Origin of the sequence: Sulfurovum lithotrophicum (assembly GCF_000987835.1) — a bacterium.
Lineage (GTDB): Bacteria > Campylobacterota > Campylobacteria > Campylobacterales > Sulfurovaceae > Sulfurovum > Sulfurovum lithotrophicum.
On record NZ_CP011308.1, the window covers coordinates 866,413 to 889,330 of the forward strand.

At 43.5% G+C, this 22,918-nt stretch carries 18 protein-coding genes; 6 read left to right on the forward strand and 12 right to left on the reverse strand.

Going from position 1 to position 22,918, the window contains the following annotated elements; genetic code table 11:
- Positions 1 to 16: 16 nt before the first annotated feature.
- The 4 genes from YH65_RS04200 to YH65_RS04215 form a co-directional block, all read right to left on the reverse strand.
- Positions 17 to 1,270 (reverse strand): OmpP1/FadL family transporter, encoded by a 1,254-nt coding sequence (locus YH65_RS04200; protein WP_046550769.1) that lies wholly within the window; start codon positions 1,268 to 1,270, stop codon positions 17 to 19.
- A 228-nt stretch (positions 1,271 to 1,498) separates the two neighbouring features.
- Positions 1,499 to 2,092 carry an adenylate kinase gene (locus tag YH65_RS04205; RefSeq protein ID WP_046550770.1) on the reverse strand — a complete coding sequence of 198 codons (594 nt, stop codon included), beginning with the start codon at positions 2,090 to 2,092 and terminating at the stop codon, positions 1,499 to 1,501.
- A 134-nt stretch (positions 2,093 to 2,226) separates the two neighbouring features.
- A complete protein-coding gene (gene aspS / locus YH65_RS04210; RefSeq protein WP_046550771.1) occupies positions 2,227 to 3,981 on the reverse strand; it encodes an aspartate--tRNA ligase in 1,755 nt (584 codons plus the stop codon).
- A gap of 107 nt (positions 3,982 to 4,088) precedes the next feature.
- Positions 4,089 to 4,535, reverse strand: a complete 447-nt coding sequence (locus YH65_RS04215; protein ID WP_046550772.1) for a phosphoribosyltransferase — start codon at positions 4,533 to 4,535, stop codon at positions 4,089 to 4,091.
- A 69-nt stretch (positions 4,536 to 4,604) separates the two neighbouring features.
- Here YH65_RS04215 and YH65_RS04220 point away from each other — a divergent pair, with 69 nt between their 5' ends.
- The 4 genes from YH65_RS04220 to YH65_RS11460 are packed head-to-tail and all read left to right on the forward strand — an operon-like array spanning position 4,605 to position 8,269.
- Positions 4,605 to 5,795 (forward strand): vWA domain-containing protein, encoded by a 1,191-nt coding sequence (locus tag YH65_RS04220; protein ID WP_046550773.1) that lies wholly within the window; start codon positions 4,605 to 4,607, stop codon positions 5,793 to 5,795.
- Positions 5,796 to 5,852: 57 nt separating this feature from the next.
- Positions 5,853 to 6,959 carry a MotA/TolQ/ExbB proton channel family protein gene (locus YH65_RS04225; protein WP_046550774.1) on the forward strand — a complete coding sequence of 369 codons (1,107 nt, stop codon included), beginning with the start codon at positions 5,853 to 5,855 and terminating at the stop codon, positions 6,957 to 6,959.
- Between the two features lie 4 nt (positions 6,960 to 6,963).
- A complete protein-coding gene (locus YH65_RS04230; RefSeq protein WP_046550775.1) occupies positions 6,964 to 8,118 on the forward strand; it encodes an OmpA family protein in 1,155 nt (384 codons plus the stop codon).
- Positions 8,108 to 8,269 (forward strand): hypothetical protein, encoded by a 162-nt coding sequence (locus YH65_RS11460; protein WP_154806464.1) that lies wholly within the window; start codon positions 8,108 to 8,110, stop codon positions 8,267 to 8,269. Before YH65_RS04230 ends, YH65_RS11460 begins: the two co-directional genes overlap by 11 nt.
- A 23-nt stretch (positions 8,270 to 8,292) precedes the next feature.
- Here YH65_RS11460 and YH65_RS11200 read toward each other — a convergent pair whose 3' ends face one another.
- The 8 genes from YH65_RS11200 to YH65_RS04275 all read right to left on the reverse strand — a co-directional run bounded on the left by YH65_RS11200 (position 8,293) and on the right by YH65_RS04275 (position 19,327).
- Complete coding sequence (locus YH65_RS11200) at positions 8,293 to 9,474, reverse strand: L,D-transpeptidase family protein (RefSeq protein ID WP_052746085.1); 1,182 nt, start codon at positions 9,472 to 9,474, stop codon at positions 8,293 to 8,295.
- 52 nt (positions 9,475 to 9,526) lie between these two features.
- Complete coding sequence (locus tag YH65_RS04240; RefSeq protein ID WP_046550776.1) at positions 9,527 to 11,851, reverse strand: molybdopterin oxidoreductase family protein; 2,325 nt, start codon at positions 11,849 to 11,851, stop codon at positions 9,527 to 9,529.
- Positions 11,852 to 12,030: 179 nt separating this feature from the next.
- The gene (locus YH65_RS04245; RefSeq protein WP_046550777.1) at positions 12,031 to 12,570 is read right to left on the reverse strand and encodes a hypothetical protein; all 540 of its coding nucleotides are present in this window, start codon (positions 12,568 to 12,570) and stop codon (positions 12,031 to 12,033) included.
- A 66-nt stretch (positions 12,571 to 12,636) separates the two neighbouring features.
- Positions 12,637 to 13,626 (reverse strand): PDDEXK-like family protein, encoded by a 990-nt coding sequence (locus YH65_RS04250; protein WP_046550778.1) that lies wholly within the window; start codon positions 13,624 to 13,626, stop codon positions 12,637 to 12,639.
- A 577-nt stretch (positions 13,627 to 14,203) separates the two neighbouring features.
- On the reverse strand, positions 14,204 to 15,136 hold the full coding sequence (locus YH65_RS04255) for a hypothetical protein (RefSeq protein WP_046550779.1): 933 nt from the start codon (positions 15,134 to 15,136) through the stop codon (positions 14,204 to 14,206).
- 150 nt (positions 15,137 to 15,286) lie between these two features.
- Positions 15,287 to 15,490: a KTSC domain-containing protein gene (locus tag YH65_RS04260; RefSeq protein ID WP_046550780.1), complete on the reverse strand. Its 204-nt coding sequence runs from the start codon at positions 15,488 to 15,490 to the stop codon at positions 15,287 to 15,289.
- A gap of 314 nt (positions 15,491 to 15,804) precedes the next feature.
- Positions 15,805 to 17,406: a DmsC/YnfH family molybdoenzyme membrane anchor subunit gene (locus YH65_RS04270; protein ID WP_046550782.1), complete on the reverse strand. Its 1,602-nt coding sequence runs from the start codon at positions 17,404 to 17,406 to the stop codon at positions 15,805 to 15,807.
- 1 nt (position 17,407) lies between these two features.
- The gene (locus YH65_RS04275; protein WP_046550783.1) at positions 17,408 to 19,327 is read right to left on the reverse strand and encodes a nitrite/sulfite reductase; all 1,920 of its coding nucleotides are present in this window, start codon (positions 19,325 to 19,327) and stop codon (positions 17,408 to 17,410) included.
- 231 nt (positions 19,328 to 19,558) lie between these two features.
- On the opposite strand from YH65_RS04275, the gene YH65_RS04280 reads away from it, so the two are divergent.
- Complete coding sequence (locus YH65_RS04280) at positions 19,559 to 20,839, forward strand: MFS transporter (RefSeq protein ID WP_046550784.1); 1,281 nt, start codon at positions 19,559 to 19,561, stop codon at positions 20,837 to 20,839.
- Between the two features lie 66 nt (positions 20,840 to 20,905).
- Positions 20,906 to 22,909, forward strand: coding sequence for an ATP-binding response regulator (locus YH65_RS04285; RefSeq protein ID WP_084722020.1), 2,004 nt, complete (start codon positions 20,906 to 20,908; stop codon positions 22,907 to 22,909).
- Positions 22,910 to 22,918: the final 9 nt, after the last annotated feature.

Genomic DNA, 22,918 nt, shown 5'->3' on the forward strand with positions numbered 1-22,918 from the left:
GTTTGGTACACGGATTTTAGAAGTTGTAGCTAAGTTGGATAGAAATACTGTTCTCACTATGATCTGTTGTGACTGAATCCAGACCCATATTGAGTTGGCTTACATCAAATGTTTCAGTATTTTTTGCAGCGTATACATATGCCAGGTCCAAAGAAAACTGATCATTGAAAGTATAGCTTCCACCTACCGTATAATGTTGCTCTTCTGTAGCCGGGAACCCAAGAAGGTTAAACATATTCATTGCCGGATTGAGTGTTTCCACTACGGCACTGGAAGCATAGTTGTATCCGAGTCTAAGTGCCCAGTTATCTTGTGCATACTCATAACCGAATGCATAAATATTCTGATCTTCCCACTGGAAATCCTTGTATCCTTTGGCATCGGACCATTGTATCTTTTTATAATCGAATGCAAATGTATGTCCTTCCATGCTGTATGCGATACCCACCCCAAATTCAGCCGGCTGTTCCAGATGGTCTCCATCCGGCAGAATGATACCAAAAGGCTGTGTTGCCGTACTGAGCTGGTTTGTATATTCCATATCTATTTTTGATTTGTAAACGGCACCTGCAGTAAGACCGTTTGAAAAATCATAGATTACGCCAAGATTGACTCCAAAACCAAAATCCTGTGCCAGCCCTGCTCCGACAGTAGGGTAAGGCGGTGGAGAAAATGGTGCCGGAAGTGTATAGCTAATGTCCAGGTTGCCATACATGATGATTGGTGCGATAGCGATACTCAAGCCTTCTGTTTTGTAGGCAAGTGGCACAGCAAACTGCATCATTTGAAGGTTGGTGACCATATCAAAGTTGGAAAATTGTCCTTGCATGATAGTCTGGTTGATGCCAGGTCCCTGACTATAATCCGTACCCATGCCACCGGTTCCCCACATACCGACACCTACATAAAAGTTTTCAGTGATCTTACTGGCAAGAGATACTTCCGGAATAAGGTTCAAATCTGCATCGGATGTCATTTTGTTTTGTGGTGGAAGAGGTGCCATAGGGTTGGTATTCAATTGTGTTTTGATCTCCGGCATAAAGACTGTCCCACCAAAAGAGATTTCTGTACCTTTAACCGTTGTAATAAGCGCAGGGTTGACCAATCCTGATTCTGCTCCATGCGCTACAGCAATACCGACGCCCCCCATACCTCTGGCTTTGGCACCAAGTCCTATGAGGCTATCCCCATTCGTAGCATGTAGAAGAGTTGAAGTCACAAGTGACAGTGCAATACTGGTTCCAAGCAGGTTTAGGTTACTTTTTTTCATCATTTTCCTTGAAGTATATTTTTGATTTCAAATAGTATAGTTTAATAATTATTTAATGTCAAGTATATTTATAGATATTATCATAATATAATAAAAAATCATAAAACTTATTATGTGATTCACTAAAAATAGTTGAAATATATATAAAGATAAAGAAAATTATTGGAAGAATGTAGAGAGGAGAAATTTAGGGTGCGTAAGCACGCACCACTAAAAGAAGAAATAATTTTAAATCTTGCTGAGTACGAATCTCTCCATTTCGTCAACCACTTCATCGAGTGTTCTTTCTCCGTTGATGATGGTAAGAAGTCCTTTGTCTGTGTAGAATTTCTGGATCGCCGGCAACGGATCGGTGTAGATCTTCATCCTGTCGTTGAATACCTCTTCGCTGTCGTCGCTTCTCTCTTCGCCTGGAGCCGCTTCCGCTCTACGTCCGAGAATTCTCTCTCTGGCCACTTCTTCGCTTACCCTTACTTCGATGACAGAAACAAGATCGATATCTTCTTCTTTGCTGACCAGTTCGTCAAAGGCGGTCATCTGCTCTTCGCTTCTTGGATAACCGTCGATGAGGATGGTGTCGACTGGTGCATGTTTGATCGCAGAAACGATAGTGTCTATGATGATGTTCAATGGTACCAGCGCACCTTTGGCAATGTAGCTTTCTATAGTCTGACCAAGTTCTGATCCGCTTGCTACCTCTTCTCTGAGCATGTCACCGGTAGAGTAGTGAACGATCCTGTCAGGATGTTTTTCCGCGATGATGCTGGCATCTGTTGTTTTTCCGGAGCCGGGTGCTCCGATGATCAAAAATAGTTTTTTCATGTCTCTTTTCCTTTTCTGTAGTTTTACAGGTTCCCTATAGGTCTGTTTTTTATTTATCTCGTTCCCACGCTCAGCGTGGGAACAAGGGGTATATCATATATTTGGTGCCGTCGGGGGACAGTACCCTATGCGGGTTATGCTGTAGGTGCAGCCTGTCTGACACGGATGCTGAGCTCTTTCAGCTGCTCATTGTCCACTTCGCTTGGTGCCTGTGTAAGAAGACACTGGGCTTTTTGCGTTTTAGGGAAAGCGATGACATCCCTGATGCTGCTGGCACCTGTCATGATCATGATCATTCTGTCAAGGCCGAGTGCGAAACCGCCGTGCGGTGGTGCACCGAACTTGAGTGCGTCAAGCAGGAAGCCGAATTTGCTCTGTGCCTCTTCTTCCGAGATACCGAGAAGCTTGAAGACCTCTTCCTGCACATCCTCTTTGTGTATACGGATGGACCCACCGCCAAGTTCCGTACCGTTAAGGACCACATCGTAGGCGATTGATTCTATCTCTTCGATATCATTGAAATCAAGTGATTTCGGCTGTGTGAACGGGTGGTGAAGCGCTTTGACCTTTCCGTCTTCCACTTCGAACATCGGGAAATCCATAACCCAGAGGAACTCGAAGCGGTCTTCAGGGATGATACCCATGGTTTCTGCCAGGTAGATACGGAAACGGCCCATGTAGTCCCAGACCAGCTTTTTTTCACCGGCACCGAAGAAGACGGCATCACCCACTTCGAGTCCGCATCGGTCGATGATCGCCTGAATATCATCTTCCGTAAAGAATTTGGTCAGTGGTCCTTTGAGTCCGTCTTCTTTCATCTGGAAATAGCCCAGACCCTGCGCGCCGAATTTGCGTACATAATCCTCAAAGCCCTTCATCTGGCGTTTGGAGAAGATCTCGTCTCCTTTGGGTACTCTGAGTGCCTTGATACGATTCTTTTTAGGCATTTTTGCGATGCCTGAGAATATCTCGTTGTCACATCTCTCGAAGATATCGATGACATCCACCATGGCAAGATCATAACGCATATCCGGCTTGTCTGAACCGTATTTTTCCATGGCTTCGGAATGTGTCATACGGTTGAATTTTGTCGGTACGTCAAAACCGCATTTGATGAAGACATCGGAAATGAGTTTTTCCGCAACGGTTATGACGTCTTCCTGGTCACAGAAAGACATTTCGACGTCTATCTGCGTAAATTCCGGCTGTCTGTCCGCTCTGAGGTCTTCATCTCTGAAACATTTTGCGATCTGAAAATAACGGTCGAATCCGCCAACCATCAAAAGCTGCTTGAAAAGCTGTGGTGACTGGGGAAGGGCGTAGAACTCGCCACCATGCACACGGCTTGGTACAAGATAGTCTCTTGCTCCTTCGGGTGTCGACTTGGTGAGGATAGGAGTCTCCACTTCAAGGAAGCCAAGTTCATCGAGGGTATTTCTGGTTGCGATGGTCGCTTTGGAACGAAGTTTGAAAGTATCGTATGCTTTTTGTGTTCTAAGCTCGAGGTAGCGATACTTGAGTTTGATCTCTTCGTTCACTTTCTCGTCATTGAGTTCAAATGGCATCGGTTTGGAACGGTTTTCGATGGTCAGGGAGTCCACCACCATTTCAACTTTACCTGTCTTAAGGTTTGGGTTTTCGAGGCCTTCGCCTCTGGCACGGACCTTGCCCGTAGCGATCAAAACGAACTGGTCCCTGACTTCCTCAGCCATCTTGTGTGCCTCTGCATTGTCCGCCGGGTCGCAGACAAGCTGAAAGACTTCGTCTTTGTCTCTGAGGTCGATAAAGATAACCCCGCCATGGTCTCTACGGCTGGCAACCCAACCGGCTACGGTGACAGTTTCACCGATATGTTGTTCATTTACGTCAGCACAATAATGTGTTCTCATCAAAAATCCTATCTAATAATAATGCCGCGATTATAGCTAAAAGTAGTTTAGGGTTACGTTCGATGTATCTGGACGCGTAGGGTGGATTCACCTACCTTTTGTACTATCTATTTGAGTAAATAGTCTTTTTCCCAAAAGAATTCGATCCACTCATTGGTCTCATACAGTGCAAAATCAGGTTGGATGAGAGCGGTTTTTTTATAGAAGATCGAAGCGATTTTAAATTCGATGTCTGGAAAATGCTCTTTCAGACAGGAAAGCACTTCTTTTATGGTCTCCCCGCTGTCGACAATGTCGTCCATCAGTAACACTTTTTTTGCTTTATCCAGTTCAGGGATATTGAAAACTTCGCACTGTTTGCCTTTCTGATCACCCTCGTAGAGAATGGAGTTGATACTCATGAGCTGCCTGTTGTCCGTGGCAGATGCATAGGCATGTCCCAGTGTCCATCCGCCTCGTGCAATGGCGATGATGGTATCGGGGTTGTACTCTGCTGTGAGCCTGACTATTTTTTTGACATCTTCTACAAATTGTTCGTAAGGATAATAGAGCATATTTTCTCCAGAATAAAACTTGATGAACAGTGTAGCATGATGTGGAATAAACTTTGCTATAATCGCCTCATGGATCACAAAAAGAAACTGAAAAAAGCCAAAGCAAAACTGATGTTGGAACATCCTTATATCGGGTCGGTAGCCACGGCATTGAAGATCGAAGATACACAGGAAGTGCTTACCTTTACCAGTGACGGGAAACAGCTGCGTTATAATCATGAGTATTTTGAGAAGACAGCGCTCGAAGAGATAGAGTTCGCCCTGGCGAACGGTGCGATGCATGCAGTGCTTAAACACAGTGAACGTGTGAACGAAAGGGTCGGCCGTATCTGGCAGGCGGCGATCGACCTGGTGGTCAATTCCATGCTGGTAAAGAATGGTTTTGAATTGCCGCCATATGTCTATTATGATGAACGTTTTGAGGGGATGTATGCCGAAGAGATCTACGATGTTCTCAAAGACGAGATGATCACCAATGATACACGTGACGAAGCCGAGGCCATGGCAGAAGATGAACTGTCTGAAGACGCCAAAGAACAACAGGGAAAAGGTGAGAACAGTGGAAATGACAGTACCCCTGATACTTCTCCCCAACAGGCATCACTACAGGAGAATGAAGCGGCAGAGATGGAGATGGATGAAGCGGAACTGCAGGAGCTGTTCGAACAGATATTCCAAAAGCACAAACGGCAGGGCAATTTACCCAAAGACCTGAAGTTCGTGGTACCGGAATATTTCTCCCACAAGGTCGACTGGCGTGAAATGCTTTACAGATACATCGCTTCCTATGCCAAAAGCAGTTACTCGTTCGTACCTCCCAATATGAAATACCTCTATCGCGGTATCTATTTGCCAAGTCTGAGTTCGGACCTTCTGCGCATCATCATCGCTGTGGATACATCCGGTTCCGTCGATGAAGTACTATTGGGAATCTTTCTGGGAGAAGTGAACTCCGTGATGCAGAGTTATCCCAATTATGAGATAGACCTGATCACGGCTGATGCAAAGATCCAGTCACATAAAGTCATTCTGCCCGGAGAACCTCTGACATATGAGGTCAGTGGAGGAGGAGGGACCGATTTTCGTCCGGTGTTCGAATATATCGACAATTACATTGATTACCCGACACTGCTGCTTTACTTTACGGATGGTATGGGTACTTTCCCACAGATCCCTCCGGGGTATGATGTCCTGTGGGTTATACCGGAAGAGAAAGAAGTGCCTTTTGGGGAAGTACTCGTTTTGGAGACGGGAGATTAACATTTTATTTAACGAGTTCTGATATACTATTATTTATTAAATTATACAGGATATTTTATGCTGCAATTCGACAATTCTAACAATGGTTCCTGCTTTGCAAATGCCTTTGTAATCATTCTTCTGCCGCTGCTTTTTTTGCTGGGGCTTGTGCTTGGCTATATAGGGATCATCCCGTTTAAGGTTGAGATACATACACTGATCATCATTGCATTTATTTTCGTGGTCTTTGTCGCGTTTGTACGTCACAATGCCAACTACGCTGCCTGTCATATGAGAGGTTCCTTCAGACGAATGGAAGATCAGCTTCAGCATGAGCTCAGGGCCAATGCGCTGACCATTATGGGAAAGACCAAATCGACGCTGCATGTCAAGGATTTCATGACGGAGTATTATAAAGATATCCGTAACGACAATTTTGCGCGTGTCGCTCCCTCTGTTTTCCCGATGCTGGGTATTTTGGGTACCTTCATTGCCATTGCCATCTCCATGCCTGACTTTACAGTCAAAGACCTTGAGTCTCTCGACCAGGAGATCTCGATACTGCTTTCGGGTATCGGTACGGCATTCTACGCTTCCATTTACGGTATCGCGCTTTCTCTGATCTGGACCTATTTCGAGAAACGGGGGAACAGCAAGGTTGACAAGAACCTGCATGATCTTGAAAAACTCTACGATGCCCGTGTCTGGAAAAAAGCGGAACTCATCAAGCATGAACATATGCAGAGCGAACTCAAAGACCAGGAGATCGTCAAAACACTCAAGGAGACCTTTAATATGGACTTTATCCGTGAGCTGAACGAGCAGTACCTGAAGAATTTTACCACTATTATGAACGAGACCTCTCAGAGTTTCAATGAACTGACCCAGCAGATGCACAATGCTTCGGTGGAGCTGAGAACGACGCTTGACAAGGTACAGGACAGAAGGGAGAGTGTCAATGCTGTCTCTACGATCAAAGAGAATATTGAAGGCTTTAACGAAAATGCCAGAAACCTTCAACGTACCCTGGAGCGTTTTGACGGTACCGTGGACCATACTTTTGACAAGATAGACGGTGAAGTAGGGCAGATCGTTGATCAGCTTGGCTCTTTTGCCAAACTTCTTTCTGAACAGAACCAGCTGATCCTGAAGAATCTCGATGCGATCAACGAGGGCAGAAAGTAACCTGATGTTTAGAAAAAAAGCTACAGACGAAGGCAGCAACTTCTGGATATCTTATGCCGATCTGATGGCGGGACTGCTCTTTGTTTTCATTTTGCTCATCGGTGCCATTGTTTCCAAGTCCATCATACTGAAAAGCAACCTGCATGAAAAAGAGGACCGCCTTGCCATGCTCTCAAGCAATCTGGAGCATAAAGAGGAGAAGCTGGGTGAGTTGAGCAGGTCCTTGAGCGAAAATCAAAGATTGCTGCTGCAGAAAGACCAGAGCCTCGATGAAAGCAGAAAGCAGATAAGTGAACAGCTGCACACGCTCAAGCTCAGGGAAGATGAGATCAAAAAGCTCAACCGTATGCTGCTGGCCGCCAATACCCAGCAGGACCTGCTCAGCAAAAAGATCGTTCTGGTGCAGAATCTGCTCAAAGAGAGCAACAGTACACTCAACAAGGCGAAAATGAGCCTGGAAGAACGTAACAAGATGCTTGAGCATTACAAAGGGCAGATCGTTGTTCTCTCGGATCAGCTCAGTGATGTGAATGAGACCGTACAGGAGAAGAACAAGAAACTGCTTGAACTGCTCAATGCACTCGATGAGAAAGAGACGAAGTACGATACACTGGTGGAGAACCTTCAGAAACAGAAAGCCAGGATCAAATCGCTTACAGGTATCAAGCTCAAAGTGATCGCGGCACTGAAAGAAGCTTTAGGAGACAAAATAGATATCGACAAAAAGAGCGGTTCGCTCAGGCTCTCGTCGAACATTCTTTTTGACAAGGGAAGTGCAGTGCTCAAAGATGACGCCAAAGTACAGCTGAAAAAGGCTTTTGAGGAATACATCGGCACGCTGGTGACAAACCCGAAGATCAAACCGCATCTTGACAAGATCATCATCGAGGGGCATACCGACAGCGACGGAGGCTATCTTTACAACCTGGACCTTTCCCAAAGACGGGCCTTTGCCGTTATGAACTATCTGCTGACGCTTGATATTGCCAAGAAGTACAACCTTAAGCCCCTCCTGATCGCTTCGGGCCGTTCCTACCTGGATGCTATCAAGGTCAACGGTGTGGAAGACAAAAATGCCTCCAGACGTATCGAGATCAAGTTCAGGCTCAAGAATGAAGATGCCATGCATGAGATAGAGAAGGTACTTGATGCGAAGTGATTTTCGTCCCGTACAGACACAAGAGGCAAAAAAGAGGCTGTCAAGCTATTTGAATGAGGCAGAGAGAAAGTTGACAACGGAGAAAGAATATTACAGAGAAATGCGGAAACGCCGCTCTGTATGGCAGAAGTTACTTGGATTGTTCCGGTAGAGCTCTATTATGGTAACGATTGATCATCTACGGGGAAAGAGTTTTCTTTCGTAACCATAGATATCAGGCCTGAACTGCACGATACCGTTGTCATCGACCCAGACAGTATGGTACTCGACATAGACGGGAATGGTATGCTTGAGCGTGATCCATCTGGTCTTACCCGGTCTGTAGGTATAGCCAAGTTTATTCAATAGGGCAAAAGGCTTTTCAAGTCTGATGCAGCCATGGGAATATGCCCTTCTGTATCGTTTGAAGAGATACTTTGAGGGAGTATCGTGCATATAGACATTGAATCTGTTGGGGAAAAGGAATTTGACCAGTCCCAGCGAATTTCGCCTTCCGGGTCTCTGATAGAGTTTTCCGTCACTGTTGTAGAACAGGCCCTTTTTTCTTAAGTAGCTTTCCGACTTGTTGGCATACTCTTTGGCGTAAATGGACGGTGGTACGTTCCATCTTGGATTTTCCACTATGTACTGCATGTTCCTGTGGAAAACCGGGGTTCTCATCTTTGGCTTTCCCACCACGACCTTCATGTTCAGTGCAGGCCAGCCGTTCTCGTAGTAGTGCATAGCGAATTCGGGTATGTTGACCAACACATAGGTAGCGGGCTTTTCGTGAACGATACTCTCAATCACCAGGTTTTTTTTAACCTTGGTGATCATGGCCGAAATAGGCTGCCGCATATACCGCTTTGTTTGGGGACCGATCTTTCTGTCTACGGCCAGTCCCCATCTTCTCTGGTATGTTTTGACCGCTTCGACAAAGGCATCCGATACATACGGATCTGGAGGGAGGTCAGCCACTCCAAGCAGTCTGAAGATCGACTTGATACGCAGAATGTCGTCTGTCTGATCCCCTCTGAAAAGGGGTGGCCGGTAAATATCTCTAATGGAGTAGAGGTAGTCAAGATAGCGTCTAAGCTCTATATAGCGTCTGCTCTGTGGCAGCAACTGCATGGTATATTCGAAGAGGTCACCGTACTGTTCCGCTTCCTGAACAGCCTTGCGGCTGATCTTTTTTCTCGGAAAACGTTCACCTCTGAATCTTGAGTAGTCAAGATTGCCGTTGACAAGACATTGTACTATCTGGTAATTTGTTTTTCCGTGACACAAACTGTACCTATGCTGATAACGCAGCAGGTTCGGATCAGGGTTCAACGCGAACAGCAGTGTTGAAAAGAGAAGCGGAATAATGAATTTCATGAAAAATAATATCCTTTTTTTGATTAGGGAACACCACAGAAGATATCGAATCCTATTTATCGGTATTACTCATCATTGGCGATTTCTCTTCCTGCATATGTTTATCTTTTGAGATATTGATGCCTTCAAGGTAGCCTGATATTTCTCTTTCTTCGTATGCTATGCCTTCCGGAACTGCCTGTGAGTGAAGCTGCACTGCACACTGTTTATAGTTGGGTTCAAAAGATTTGGGATCAAACTCCGGTATGGTAATGTTGTTGATAAGCTGTTCATTGAAATGGAAAGGTACGAAAATGTTGCCTTCTCTTACCGTACCGCTTACTTTGACAATAACGTCATTCACTTTACCCCGTGTTCCGGAGAGTGAGATCCTGTCACCGCTTTTTACTTTAAGACGGGTGGCATCTTTGGGGTTCATATCGACCCATGCTTCAGGGGCCAGGTTGTCAAGTATACCGATAGTTCCGGTTTTTGTTCTTGTGTGGAACTGCTCTACAGTTCTTCCGGTATTGAGAATAAAAGGAAGACCTTTGCACTGCATTTCACTCAGCGGTACCCAGTTCACAGGAAGGAGGTTCGCCGTACCGTCAGGTGTGGGGCAGGGCATCTCTTCGGAGTAGAGGCGTTTAGTACCATGGGGTGCTGCTTCGTTGCATGGCCACTGTATGCCGCCGAGTTCTTCGATAAGTTCATAGTCCATTCCACTGTAGTCGCACAGCTGTCCTTTACTGACTCTTTTGATCTCCTCAAAGACATCTCTGGGACTGTGAAGGTCTTTGAAAAGCAGCTCGTATTTACCTTCGAAGTATTTGGAGAATTCTCTGACAATATCTAGATCGCTTTTGGTCTCACCCAGAGGTTCTATCGCTTTCTTCGCATAGTTGCACCGGCGTTCGGAGTTGGTATAGCATCCCTCTTTTTCACTCCATGTCGCTGCGGCAAAGACCACATCTGCGATCTGGGCAGTGTCAGACATAAAGGCATCCTGTACGACAAGCAGGTCAAGCTTTTTGAGTGCTTCTCTCAGTCCGTTCTGGTCCGGGTAAGAGACCAGCGGGTTGGTCGCAACGACCCAGAGAGCTTTGATCTCCCCACGGTTGATCGCATCGATGATCTGCGGGTAGGCATATCCTCTTTTGTCAGGCACAAGATCCACAGGCACATTGAGAATGTCTGCAAAAGCCTGTCTGTCTGCATCACTTGCATAGTTTCTGTAGCCGGGGATGGATGAGGTGAAACCGAATTCTCTTGTCCCCATAGCGTTACACTGTCCGGTAATGGACATGGGAGCAGCTCCCTCTTTGCCAAGATTCCCTGTAATGAGCGCCAGGTTGCAGATGGCAGAAACCGTATCGGTCCCGATGCTGCTCTGGTTCACGCCCATCGTCCAGGCACTCATGGCTTTGTCTGCCGTGGCATAGATCTTGGCCAGGTTGTAGAGCTCTTTGACATCGATACCCGTGATATGGGCTACTTCCTGCGGCGGGTAATTGTTCATGATATGTTTTCTGAACGCTTTATAGCCGTTGGTCCTCTCTTTGATGAACTTCTCGTCTTCCCAGCCCTGTTCCATGATGATGTAGCAGAGCCCGTTGAGAAGCGCCAGGTCGGAACGCGGTGCAAGCGGTACGAAGATATCTGCTATCTGCGAGGTCTTGGATTTTCTCGGGTCCACTACGATGATGGTTGGTTTTTTGCCTGTCTTTTTTTTGTTCTTTGCGATGTGAAGTTTCAGAATAGGGTGATTGTCAGCAATATTCGCACCTATGAGTAGTATAACATCCGCTTTGGAAAAATCCTCATAGCATCCTGTCGGTCCGTCAGAGCCGAAAGTTTGCTTGTATCCCATGACGGCTGATGCCATGCAGAGTGTGGTGTTTCCGTCATAGTTATTGGTCTCAAGCCCCAACTGGGTGAATTTTCCCAGCGCATAGAATTCTTCAGTGAGAAGCTGCCCTGTAGAGATGACGGCAACAGCACCTTTTCCGTGTTCAGACTGAATACGCTTGAATGTTTCAGAAGTCTTACTAAAAGCCTCTTTCCATGAAACAGATTGTAGTTGCCCTTCTTTGCGAATGAGTGGTGTAGCAATACGGTTGTCTGCACGTACCATTTTGTGCTCGCTCAGGCCTTTGGGGCAAAGCGTTCCCATATTGACCGGATGGAGCGGATCGCCCTTGGAGTAGACCGCTTCTCCGTTCTTGACACCGATGTACATACCGCAGCCCACACCACAGTATCCACAGGTAGATCGCACCCATTTGTCAGGGGCTTTGGCTTTGGCCACTTTTCCGAAGATAGGGTCATCGACGAGGGCGTATTTGTCCTCTTTAATGTCGAAGCCGAGAAAGGTTTTTGCTTTGTCTATGAGACTCATGGGGTTCCTCGTTGTTTTGTAATAGAATTATTATAGTCAAATTTTGGGTTAAAATGGGGGATTAGGTGATTATTTTATAGGCAGATCATGCCAGTGTGTACTCTGGACTGAGCGTTTTGAAAATGGTTTGATTATACAAATGAGAGGAGTTGTTATTGTCACCTGGCCCCTATGCTTTCCTATGCTTGACCCCTATGTCTATAAGTTATTAACGTATTTACTTCACTATCACCATAATGCTCTATTTCAACATCTCCATCATTCTCATAATAATCAATTGGTTTATCATGAATAATTGTATTACGTATAATAGTGAGTTTATCTGCTAAATCCATTACTACGTTGCTTGATTCATTTTTTAATATTATTAATTTTGCTGAAAATTTAGATTTATAACTATGTGTAATCCCTATTTGTTTTAACACTTTATTTGGATCATTAATTGTTTTTTTACCAATTTCTATTGATATAGCTTTTTCTGCAAGGGCGTGATTAAGTAAAGATTCTAATGCAACAACAGACCAAGCCATTACCATTCCTACAAGTGTTGATTCCTTACTCATATTTTGAGATGATGCTACACAATAAGGAAACATACTTTGATTATTTATTATTCTTTCTCTAAAGTCAGTACCTTTTGTTAAATTAAAGTATTTATTGGTAACTGAATACATTAGTTCAACACGTAACCAATTATCTTCAACTGCACTGTATGTCATTAAATTTCCTTTTGTAAGCTAACGGCCGGCAAGGGATCGCGTTCAGTGATCAGTACTTGTTGTCTTTTATAACATCATTCTTTTTGCAAACTCTTCAAATGAAACATTTCTATTTTTTGGTATTGCTGCAGCTATCCAATTTTTACCTCTTCCCGTTTTTATGCCACCATCTTTTTTTAGGTTCTTATTTAGTTTTAAAGGTGTATCTAAAAAATAATATGTATGTATTTTATCACTTTGTTTTAATTTAACACCATCAACCCACTTTTTAATAAGATCTTTATCATCTGTAAATTGGTGTAAGTTTTCTTCAAATAAATCAATATCTTCTGGTTTTAATGTCAATACGCCTAAAACTTTAGATAAATAAGGAATTCCTTCTCCTTCTTGTTGCTCTGCATTTTTAGTAAAATATGGAGCAAAATATAGAGGAGTACCAAAAGTTTCATCTCTTTTGTAAATAAAAAATTCTTTAAATCTTTTCATTTCAGTCTTATCCGATAAGTCTTGGATTAGGATTTCTTTAAGTGTATTCATTTTGTAATTCCTTGAACTAAATTCTAAAAAGTCTTTTACAATGGATTTATTTATTAGATTTTTATTGTTAAAGATATCAATAATATCTAACCAACTTAAATTTATAATGGTAATGTCATTTATTTTTTGAATGTTAGCATCTCTCTCTTGTGTAATAAAACATAAAATATTTTGAATTTTAGAATTTTTATCAAAAGACTTTATATATTGAGTACGTTGTTTTTTAACTTTGTTTTTTCTTACTTTACATTCAATGATTATATGAAATTTGTTCAAGTTCTTTATCTCAATATCAGTTCTACCTTCATCTCGTACTTTTTCAATATTTATAGAAACTTCTTTTAAATTTTTCTCTGTAAACTTATTTTTGACTCCTAAAAACTGTAAAAAAGTAAATAATGCTTTAGGTTCATTTGCTAGTGTATATGAAAAAGCTTTAGATAATGCAGTTTCATCATTTCCTAATAAATCGAATGGTTTTAAAATAGATTTTGAATGTCCTACTTTTTTGATAATCAATGATTATTCCTTTTTTCTTAGTTTTTGGACACCTTTTTTAAAAAAGGTGTAGAGTTGCCATAGTTTGTTTAGAATTTTAACGATAAGTGCAATTCCATAATGACTTATTCTTTTGGTTTTATAATGATATCTGAACTTTGTAAGACAACGGCCGCGCTGATCGCGTTTAGCGATCAGCGCGGCCGATGCGATGTTGTAGCGAAGCGGAAACGTCGCATCGCCTAGCGTCACCGGATTTCATAGAGCGCAGCGTAATGAAAATCCGCGTGCACGCACTTGTTAGCTGCACTATTGCTACCACTTTTTTGAGATTGCACACTCGTCGCCTCGGTGATGATTGCAACTTTGTTCACGCTTAGACGTGCTGCGCCCTCACAGTCTAAACCATGTTCAACTAATGGCCAACCTGGCGCTTAAGCCCACCAAGCTGAACAGAGCTGAGACGATGACGAAACGGCCAACTCTCACGAGCTTCAGCGAGGCCATCTTTTGAGATGCTGTTCGGAAGAAAATGCTTCTCAATTTATTGGCTACTCTGTTTTGTTAACCTTTAGTTGTGCTCGTTATTTTTGCAATTTTATCGAGTAATTCCCCTGTTTTTTCTATTGAAATTTCTACTGGGTGAGAACATGTTTTTGGCAAAGCCAAAAACATGTTCAAGTTCCATAAACAATTCTGCAAGTTTTTTATTTATATCTTGTTTAAGTTCAGAGTTTTCTGATCCAATAATTTGACTTATAAAAGTAGCACCACCACCTAAAAATCCTTGCAAATGAGAATATCTTAAGCAAATAATCTGATAAAGTTTATATTGAGAATATAAAAAATAAGAAAAAAGACCTAGTGATATTGTAATACCCACTCTCAATACATAAAGTTCTATTGTTCCAATATTTTTGAACATCTCAAAATGATATGTTGATAAAACGAATAGAGGAATAAATAACAAAGTTGCCATAAAACCTGCCATAAATCTAAATCTAAACTTCATTGCAGTTTCCAACTCTGTATCAATATTTTCTTTAAAATTCTTTTGTAAACCCCATTCAGCTTTAAGTCCAATTAAATCGTTAATTCCTTTTTCAATTTCAGATGAGATAGTTGTTTTTAAGTCTAAAATATCTTTTTCAATGTGTTGTATGATTTCTGATTTTAAGGCTTCAACTTCTTCACTATTACTTTGAATACTTTTTAGTGAGTTTATGTATTCATCCATTTCATCAAAAAATTTCACACCCTCTTCAAAAAAAGTTTTTAGTTGAATTGCATTATTAGTTCTATAAATAGTATTCCATTTTTGATTCCAAGGATTGAAATAATTATTGTCAAATTCTATAATTTTTTCGTTTAGCTCATCCCAATCGTAACCAATTATAATTTGATTTCTTAATTGGTGGTATCTGTTTCTTTTTTGATCAAATTTTTGTTTAATCAATTGTGCAGTTTGTTGAAGCTGTGTTCCTGCTTTTCCTTCAAATTCATCACCATTAAAAAGTTTATATTTACTCATTTTAATCCTTGTGTTAGGTTAACGCCTGAGATGAGGAACGATGGCGATATTTCGTACTTAATTGTTCGACTTTCAAGTTTCTTTATGCGACACTTAAAAGCTTAAAATTTTCGCAGTATAGCCTCGTTTCTCTCCTCCGATTTGTTATCTTTACCAACAGTTATATTTATCTTTTATATGTAAATCATAATATATACCTTGTGATGAAGCATTTAAAAAATCATCAAAAACATTTTGTGGTACATTGCAATAATCATAAGTTTTACTTTGTTTAAAAGTAATTTTCATTTTCATAGTGGCACTATCATATCCTATATAACTTATTGCACTCGAACTAACTGGAATCATTGTCATAATATTTTCCCTCCTATTTTTGGAAATTATTTAAGTATACACTAAAATAATAAATTATATTAAAAATATGTCAAATTGCAATACTTTTAAAAATATTGAATATTAATAAAATCCTTTTATCATATCATCAAATTGAAATGTTTTAATTGGTGTATTTTTTCTATTAAGAATACCTATTTCTAATAAATGCAATTTATTATTCATTTTTGTATGGCTCCCATGCTGAGCGTGGGAGTGCATACTCCAATCAGTACATGAGGGTATGCATTCCCACTTAAAAAGGGGGAACGAGAGAGCACTGAACACTTCAAGACCTAATGGCATTGATTCCCTGCAAAGAAATTTCCTGCCAGTCCCAATGGTACCACAGTTCTGTAGAAAAGGTAGCGTCCTGCCAGTTCGCTGGCGAACGCACCCAGTGTTGCGACGATCAGTGTTGCGATCGCCAATCCTGTAAGGCCGCTGGCGGTAAAGAGAATGGCAAGCAGTGGCAGTGTCAGGGCAAATGCTGCAAGAGAATAGACTCTGAACTTCTTTACTTTAGCGAAATGCTCCTGAAGCAGGATACGTGTACGGTTGTACTGGTAGTAGAGCGGGTCCTCTTTGTCGAGGTGACGGTAGAACATTACCTCTTCAAGAATGACCAGTGCCTGTCCCATTCCGGCAAGCAGCGTAATGGCAAGCAGGACCATGGCCCCCTGTGCACCGTTGGAGATGAGCAGTACCATTGCAATGAGGAGGAAGCCGACATAGCCTGAGCCAAAAAATCGCTTGGTAGTGCTTTTGCGGTTCCAGCTCGGGCGTGCTTTGATACGGTAGATCATCGACTGTGCATAGATACCGAAAAGGCCTATAGCTAAAGTAATTGCTTCAACGAGAAGCAGCAGGAAGCCTTTGATCTCCAAAAAGTACAATCCCGCTACCATGGTTGCCAGGCCGGTATAGGCTCCCAGGGCAATGGCTTCGCGTGAAAGCCAGGAAGTCTTCCAGTTCTTCATGGCGGACATCGCTTTGGCAGGACGTCCCAGGTGCAGGGCTGAAAGGGGCAGGCCGATGGCTGCCGGTAAAAATGCCAGGATCGCCATTGCCAGATTGGGTTTTGGTAGATTGAATCCCAAGGTAAAGAGCATCTGTCCCAAAAAAAGCGCCAAAAAAGCACCTACCGAAACCTGTGTGAGTACCGTCATGAAAACAAGCGGCAGTTCAGGATGTGCCGGGTGCAGGAGATGTTCGTCTGCCGGGTGTATCTCTTCGCCCTTGGGGATTTCAGGCAGTGTGTATCGTGTGGTGGGTTTGGTAATATCTATGTTCGGCAGGTGGGGAGCCACTCCTTCTTTGGCCATATCTTCGGCCAACCACTGTTCTACATTCACTGCTTCTATTTCAATGGCACCGCCGGGACAGGCCTGAACACAGGCAGGTGTTTGCCCTGCTTCAAGTTTGTCCACGCACATATGGCATTTGGTGACAATACCTCTGTCAGGATTGAAGACCGGGACTTCATACGGACAGTTCCAGGTACAGTACTGACAGCCGATACAGGAAGGGTCATCGTGCCAGACGATCCCATTGTCCAGTTTGATGTAGGACTCGGTAGGACACCCTCTGAGACACTCCGGGTCGATGCAGTGATTACAGCTCATAGAGTTGAAGAGTTGCAGGGTATCGGGGAATTCCCCCATTTCCATCTCTCCAACACGTCTCCACTTGATCTCATCAGGATTGGCATTTTGTTCGTTGCAGGCCACTTCACAGCAGTGACAGCCTACACAGGCAGTGGCATCGAAGTGAAAGCGGTACTGTTCTCCGGGTTTGAGGTCAGGAATGTCAATGGAATAATTTCCACACTGCATACCGGTCTCGTTCTTGTGGTTGATGAAGCTTTCCAATGGTGTATGTTTACTTAATGGTTCCATTTTATACCTCCTTCAATGCCACAAGCAGTTCCGAGAATACCTGCGCACGTTCACTTTTGTTCTCATGTGTCATGTTGTAGATCACTTCGGAGAGTTTCGGTGGTACTCTGGGATTGAGTTTGCTTACTTCGTCACGTTTGATCTTACGGGGGCGTGCCAGGGTTGGTGAAAGTCCATCAACTGCTTCAAAACGTTTCTCTCCGGTAAGGAGCTTGAAGAGTTTGAGGCCGAAAGTGAAGAGCTCATACTCCTCTCTTCTGCCACTTGTCGGCTCTTTGTCAAGTTCGAACATCACATTCAGGCCGAGCTTCTCACGAAGGACGTAGTTGATCTTGGTAAAGAATGAGATCGCCTGATAGCTGTAGTTATGGCTGAAAAAACGTGTCTCGAACGCTTCGAAGGTTTCGCTGCGTTCTTTGTACCCGGCGTATGTTTTGAGCAGATACTTTACATGATGCTTCGCTTCTGTGATCGGAAGTGATTTATGCAGGACATGAGCCTCTTTCGCCCTGCGGGTAATCTTCCCGCCTATGAAGATGTGCACACCGTCAACCCTGTTTCCCTCTTCGTCTTTGGCCTTGCATCCTTCAAATCCGATATCGGCGATGCCGTGTATGCCACAGCCTTTGGGGCAGGCTGACCAGTTCATGCGTACCTGGGCATTCTCTATGGCCACTTCCGAGTTGAGGAAATGTGCCATCTCTATAGCGTCGGGTTTGTTGGGGATGACGCCGAAGCTGCAGGTATGTGTACCGGCACAGGCGATCATATCCTGAAAATAGAGGTTGTTGAATGCTGCATATTTTGCAACAAGCGGACTTGCTTCAAGCCCGCTCAGTTCCTCCTGCGGTATATTGACAAGAAAGAGGTTCTGGTCATAGGTGAGCCGCAGGTGTCCACTGCCGTAAGTTTGTGCACTTTTTGCTGCTTCGATCATATCGGTACCGCTGAAGATACCGGAAGGCACGATGACCTTGTAGGCATAGGTATTGTCTTTGAGCAGTATTTTGTTGGAACCCAGGGCAATGTTCTGGGACTGTACCATGGTCACGCCGGCCTCGGCATAATTTTTGCCTGCTTCCTCTTTCACCGCCTCTATGAAGGCAGGGACACCCACGTCACTCAGGAGGAAGTGCAGGCGGTTCTTGTTCCGGTTGTCTCGGTAACCGTATCTTTTAAATACCCTCAGCAGAGCCGCGTAAAATTCGGGAACTTCATCTGCGGTAACGAAGAGATCGGCATCTTTCGCCTGTACACCGACCCTGGCTCCCAAATAGACATTGAAGCCGAATCGTCCCTCTTTTTGTGCAAGGACAAAACAGCAGTCATGTCCGAAGATATTACAGGAGTTGGAGAGTGAACCGAGTATCCCGGTATTGAATTTACGGGGCAGGGTGGAGATCCATTCAGGATTTTCTATAAATTGCTTTTCGAGTTTGTCTACAATGGGTTTGGTTTCAATGATGTTATCGTAAGCAAGCCCGTCAAGAGGGTCAGAAACGGTATTTCGTGTATTGTCCGCACCTGTCTGAAATGTGCTAAGCCCCACCTCTTTGAGTGCATGAAGTACTTTGGCAATGTTCTCTATCTGAATATAGTGCAATACGACCTGCATACGCGTGGAAATATCTATATAGTCATTGGCATAGGTTTGTGCGACTTCCCCGATCCGCAGTGCCTGTTCATGGATAAGTTGACCGGAAGGAATACGCACCCTCAGCATGAAATCCTCACCCTTGTCAAAGAGGCCGAAACATTTCAGGAAGTAGGCAGAGTCTTCCTTGGCCAGGCCTTCATACCCGGCAGCTGCGATCTCTTCAAGTCGTGCATAGACCTCCATAGGGGATTTGAGTGCCTTGGTCGTTTCTACTTTATTGATTTTTTTACTTCGTGCCTCCAGGGCTTTCTCTAAAACATCCATATGTAAATATACTCCTGCATATAATTGGTTTTATTATAACGTAGTGAACGAAAAATAGTGTAATTTTACTGATTAAAAATTAATCAATTAGTGTATTGTTTGAGTCATTATTACTATTTATTACAGTAGTGATAGGTCTATACGATTGATTAAAAATTAATCATATAGCTTGTAATAATTGATATAATTTTAGTGTATACTTCATCAAACATTTGTTTTAAAGGAGAAAAAATGGCTGGATTTAAAGCACTCAAAGGACAGGGTCACTTTCCGACTCTGTTCATGGCTTTTTTATATTTCGATATGAGTTTCATGGTCTGGACGATGCTCGGACCACTTTCAACGGAGATTGCGGAAGCACTGGCGGCACACGGTGAGATCATCACAGCAGGACAGAAGGCGACACTGCTTTCACTTCCTATCCTCTCAGGGGCGATCCTGCGTATCGTACTTGGTTTTGGGGTCGATAAACTTGGAGCAAAAATGACCGCTCTGATCGCCCAGGCGATCGTTATCGCTTCTTTGCTGCTCGCCTATTTTAAAGGCGGTGATATTACATATGACCAGCTTCTGATCGTTGCGCTTGGACTGGGTTTTGCAGGGGCTTCATTTGCCGTGGCACTTCCACAGGCAGGACAGTGGTATCCGCCGAAACTTCAGGGTGTGGTTTTGGGTATTGCCGGTGCGGGTAACATCGGTGTGGTACTTGACTTCCTCTTCGCTCCGAAGATCGCAGAACTTTGGGGATGGGAGTCTGTATTCGGTGTCGGTGCGATAATGGCTATTGCAGTATTTATTGCTTACATGTTTCTGGCAAAAAATGCTCCTGAGTCTGTCTATAAAGCAAGACCGAAAAAGGTTTCCGATTACCTTAAACTGCTTCGTGATAAAGATACATGGTGGTTCAACCTTTTCTATGCCATCTCTTTTGGTGGTTTCGTAGGGTTTGCAGGCTATATGAAGGTTTACCTAATGAACACTTATCAGGCAGATATGAGTGCCTTCGGGCTTAATGTGCTCGATGAGCCAAACGTCAAGGTTATCGCTGGTTATTTCGGTGCCCTTACCATCTTTGCCGGTGCGGTACTCAGACCTGTCGGAGGGAACATTGCAGACAAGATCGGAGGCGTGAAGGCGCTTTATTTCTTTTATGGTGCGGTTGCGGTACTGGCTGCGATCCTTGCATTGCTCGATCTGCCGTTCTTTGTTGCGATCTCCGTGCTTTTCTTCATTATGGCAAACCTTGGTATGGCAAACGGTGCGGTCTTCCAGCTTGTTCCGCAGCGTTTCGGCAAAGATATTGGTATTATGACCGGTATCGTGGGATGTGCCGGAGGTCTTGGAGGTACGGCGCTCATCAAAACGCTTGGTTGGTCCAAAGGTGCCTTTGACGGCTATATGGCAGGATTTCTCATCTTTGCAGCTGTCGTACTTGTGGCCATTGCCGGACTCAGTTTTGTCAAGACCAGATGGAGAACGACCTGGGGAGTGAATGCAGGTGGAATGATCTGATACAGTGAAATGATGTAATCATTTCGGTATACTTTTCGTCATTTTAATAAAGAGGTGATTCACAGTATGATAAAAAGTTTTATTTTAATGGTGTCAAGTACACTGCTTTTTGCGAGTGATACATCTTCAGGGCAGGGGAATACACTCTTGTACCTGCTCTTGCTGCTGCTTCTTCTTTTGTTCGTTTTTTTCTTTTTTGCAAAACGTATGCAGTCAGAAAGAGCAAAAGCGAAAAAGGAAGCGAAGACTAGTGGGGAGAGAGGTACGAACCCGGAAGTGCTTGAAGCATATCGTATCGAATCCAAAAAGATCAAGATAGAGAATCAACCTTTCAGGTTGAGCGGCCTGTTGCACATCCTTACAAACAAGATCGGAAAAGCGCTAAAAGCACACAACCATCATCTTCACTATGATGTAGACAGTGAAGTAGGTCGGTATATTGTCGGTGACAATGATTATATTGAGCAGATACTCGAAGCGCTTCTTAAGAATACCATCGTACTCGGTACCGACTCAGAGATCGTTTTGAGCATATTTAGATCGAGACAGAACTTCCTTGTGTTTGATGTGAGCAATGAGAAAGGGGTCATTTCCAAAGTAGACTGTCGGGAGTATCTCACTACCGAGAGTATCTCTACCGAGAAGAGTGAGGAGCTGAATAGCTTTGTCAAAGCCAAAAAGATTGCTGAAGCCATGGGTGGATCGCTCACATTAAGCAGCAATAAGCGCTCCGGGACACACTACACGTTAAAAATCCCTTATATTCCGGACAAAGACAACAGAAGCCATCAGCAGCAGTTGAAAAAATTCCTTGAGGGGAAACGAGCCCTGTTTATCGGGAAGACGAAGTATGAGACCAAGCGGGTACAATACATTTTTGAAACCTACGGCATTAAAATAAGTGATATGAAACTCGAAGATTTTGAAAAGAAGAAACCGGATCTCAGCCGGTACGATATGGTTATTATCCGCTCATCGGATCTGACAGCAAAACATATCGCTTTCTTCAAAAGGATCTATGAGAATCCAAAGAGTGAATTCAAGATCATAATCAGCCATGAACTGTTCGAACCGGAGAATAAAATCGCTCTGGGCAAATCAATCGCACATGCGGAGCTCTTCAATCCTGCCATTATCGGGGATGTGGAAGAAATTCTCTACCAGATGTTCATTCTCAAGAGCAAGGCGGTCAAAGGGATCAGCAATATGGAGGTATTTGACCCTGAGACATTTGTTCTGAAGGGTAGCAGATCGGTCAGAGAGGGAGATCTGAAAAAGTTCAGCGGCGCGCATATTGCAGTAGCAGAGGACAGCAAGGTTGACCAGCGGGTCATTCGCAACATTCTTAACAAGGCAGAGGGGGCTTCTCTTTTCTTTGTCGAGAACGGACTCGATATGATCAAACTGCTTGAAGAAAAAGAGATCGATATCATTTTTACCGATATCAATATGCCGCTTCTCGATGGCTTGACTATGACGAAAAGGATACGCTCCAATCCAAAATGGGAGAATATCCCTATCATATCGATCTCATCCATGGCTTTCAAACACGAGATAAGATCGATGGTACTTGCCGGTATGAATGCGACCATCTCCAAACCGATCACAGCGCAGGAGGTCTATAGGGCGTTGGAGAGATTTCTGAAAGTAACCCCTGCCATGCAGGCAAGAAGTTTGAAAAAAGAGCAGAAGCGAAACGTCTATACCGATTATGACCGAAACATTCTTGATGTGCAGAAGGGACTGGATGAGGTAGGTGAAGAGCTGCAGTATATGGAAATATTGCTTGAAACCAGGGAAACACTGAAAGGGAGTGCAAAGCAAGTGTCAAAATTGATCTATGATGATGAATACCTTGCAATGAAAGCGTATGCCAGATCCCTGAGAGATTTGTATAAAAATATTCATGCAAACGAAATGGTAAAGATATTGGATGAGTTGACACACTATGTCTATATAAACAAAAAGGTCTACTTGATGGAGTATACAGCGCTTTATCAGAAAAACTGGATGGACCTGCAAAAAGAGATTGACCGGTTTGTTGCGTTTGTCATTGACGAAGAGTCATAAGTATGATCT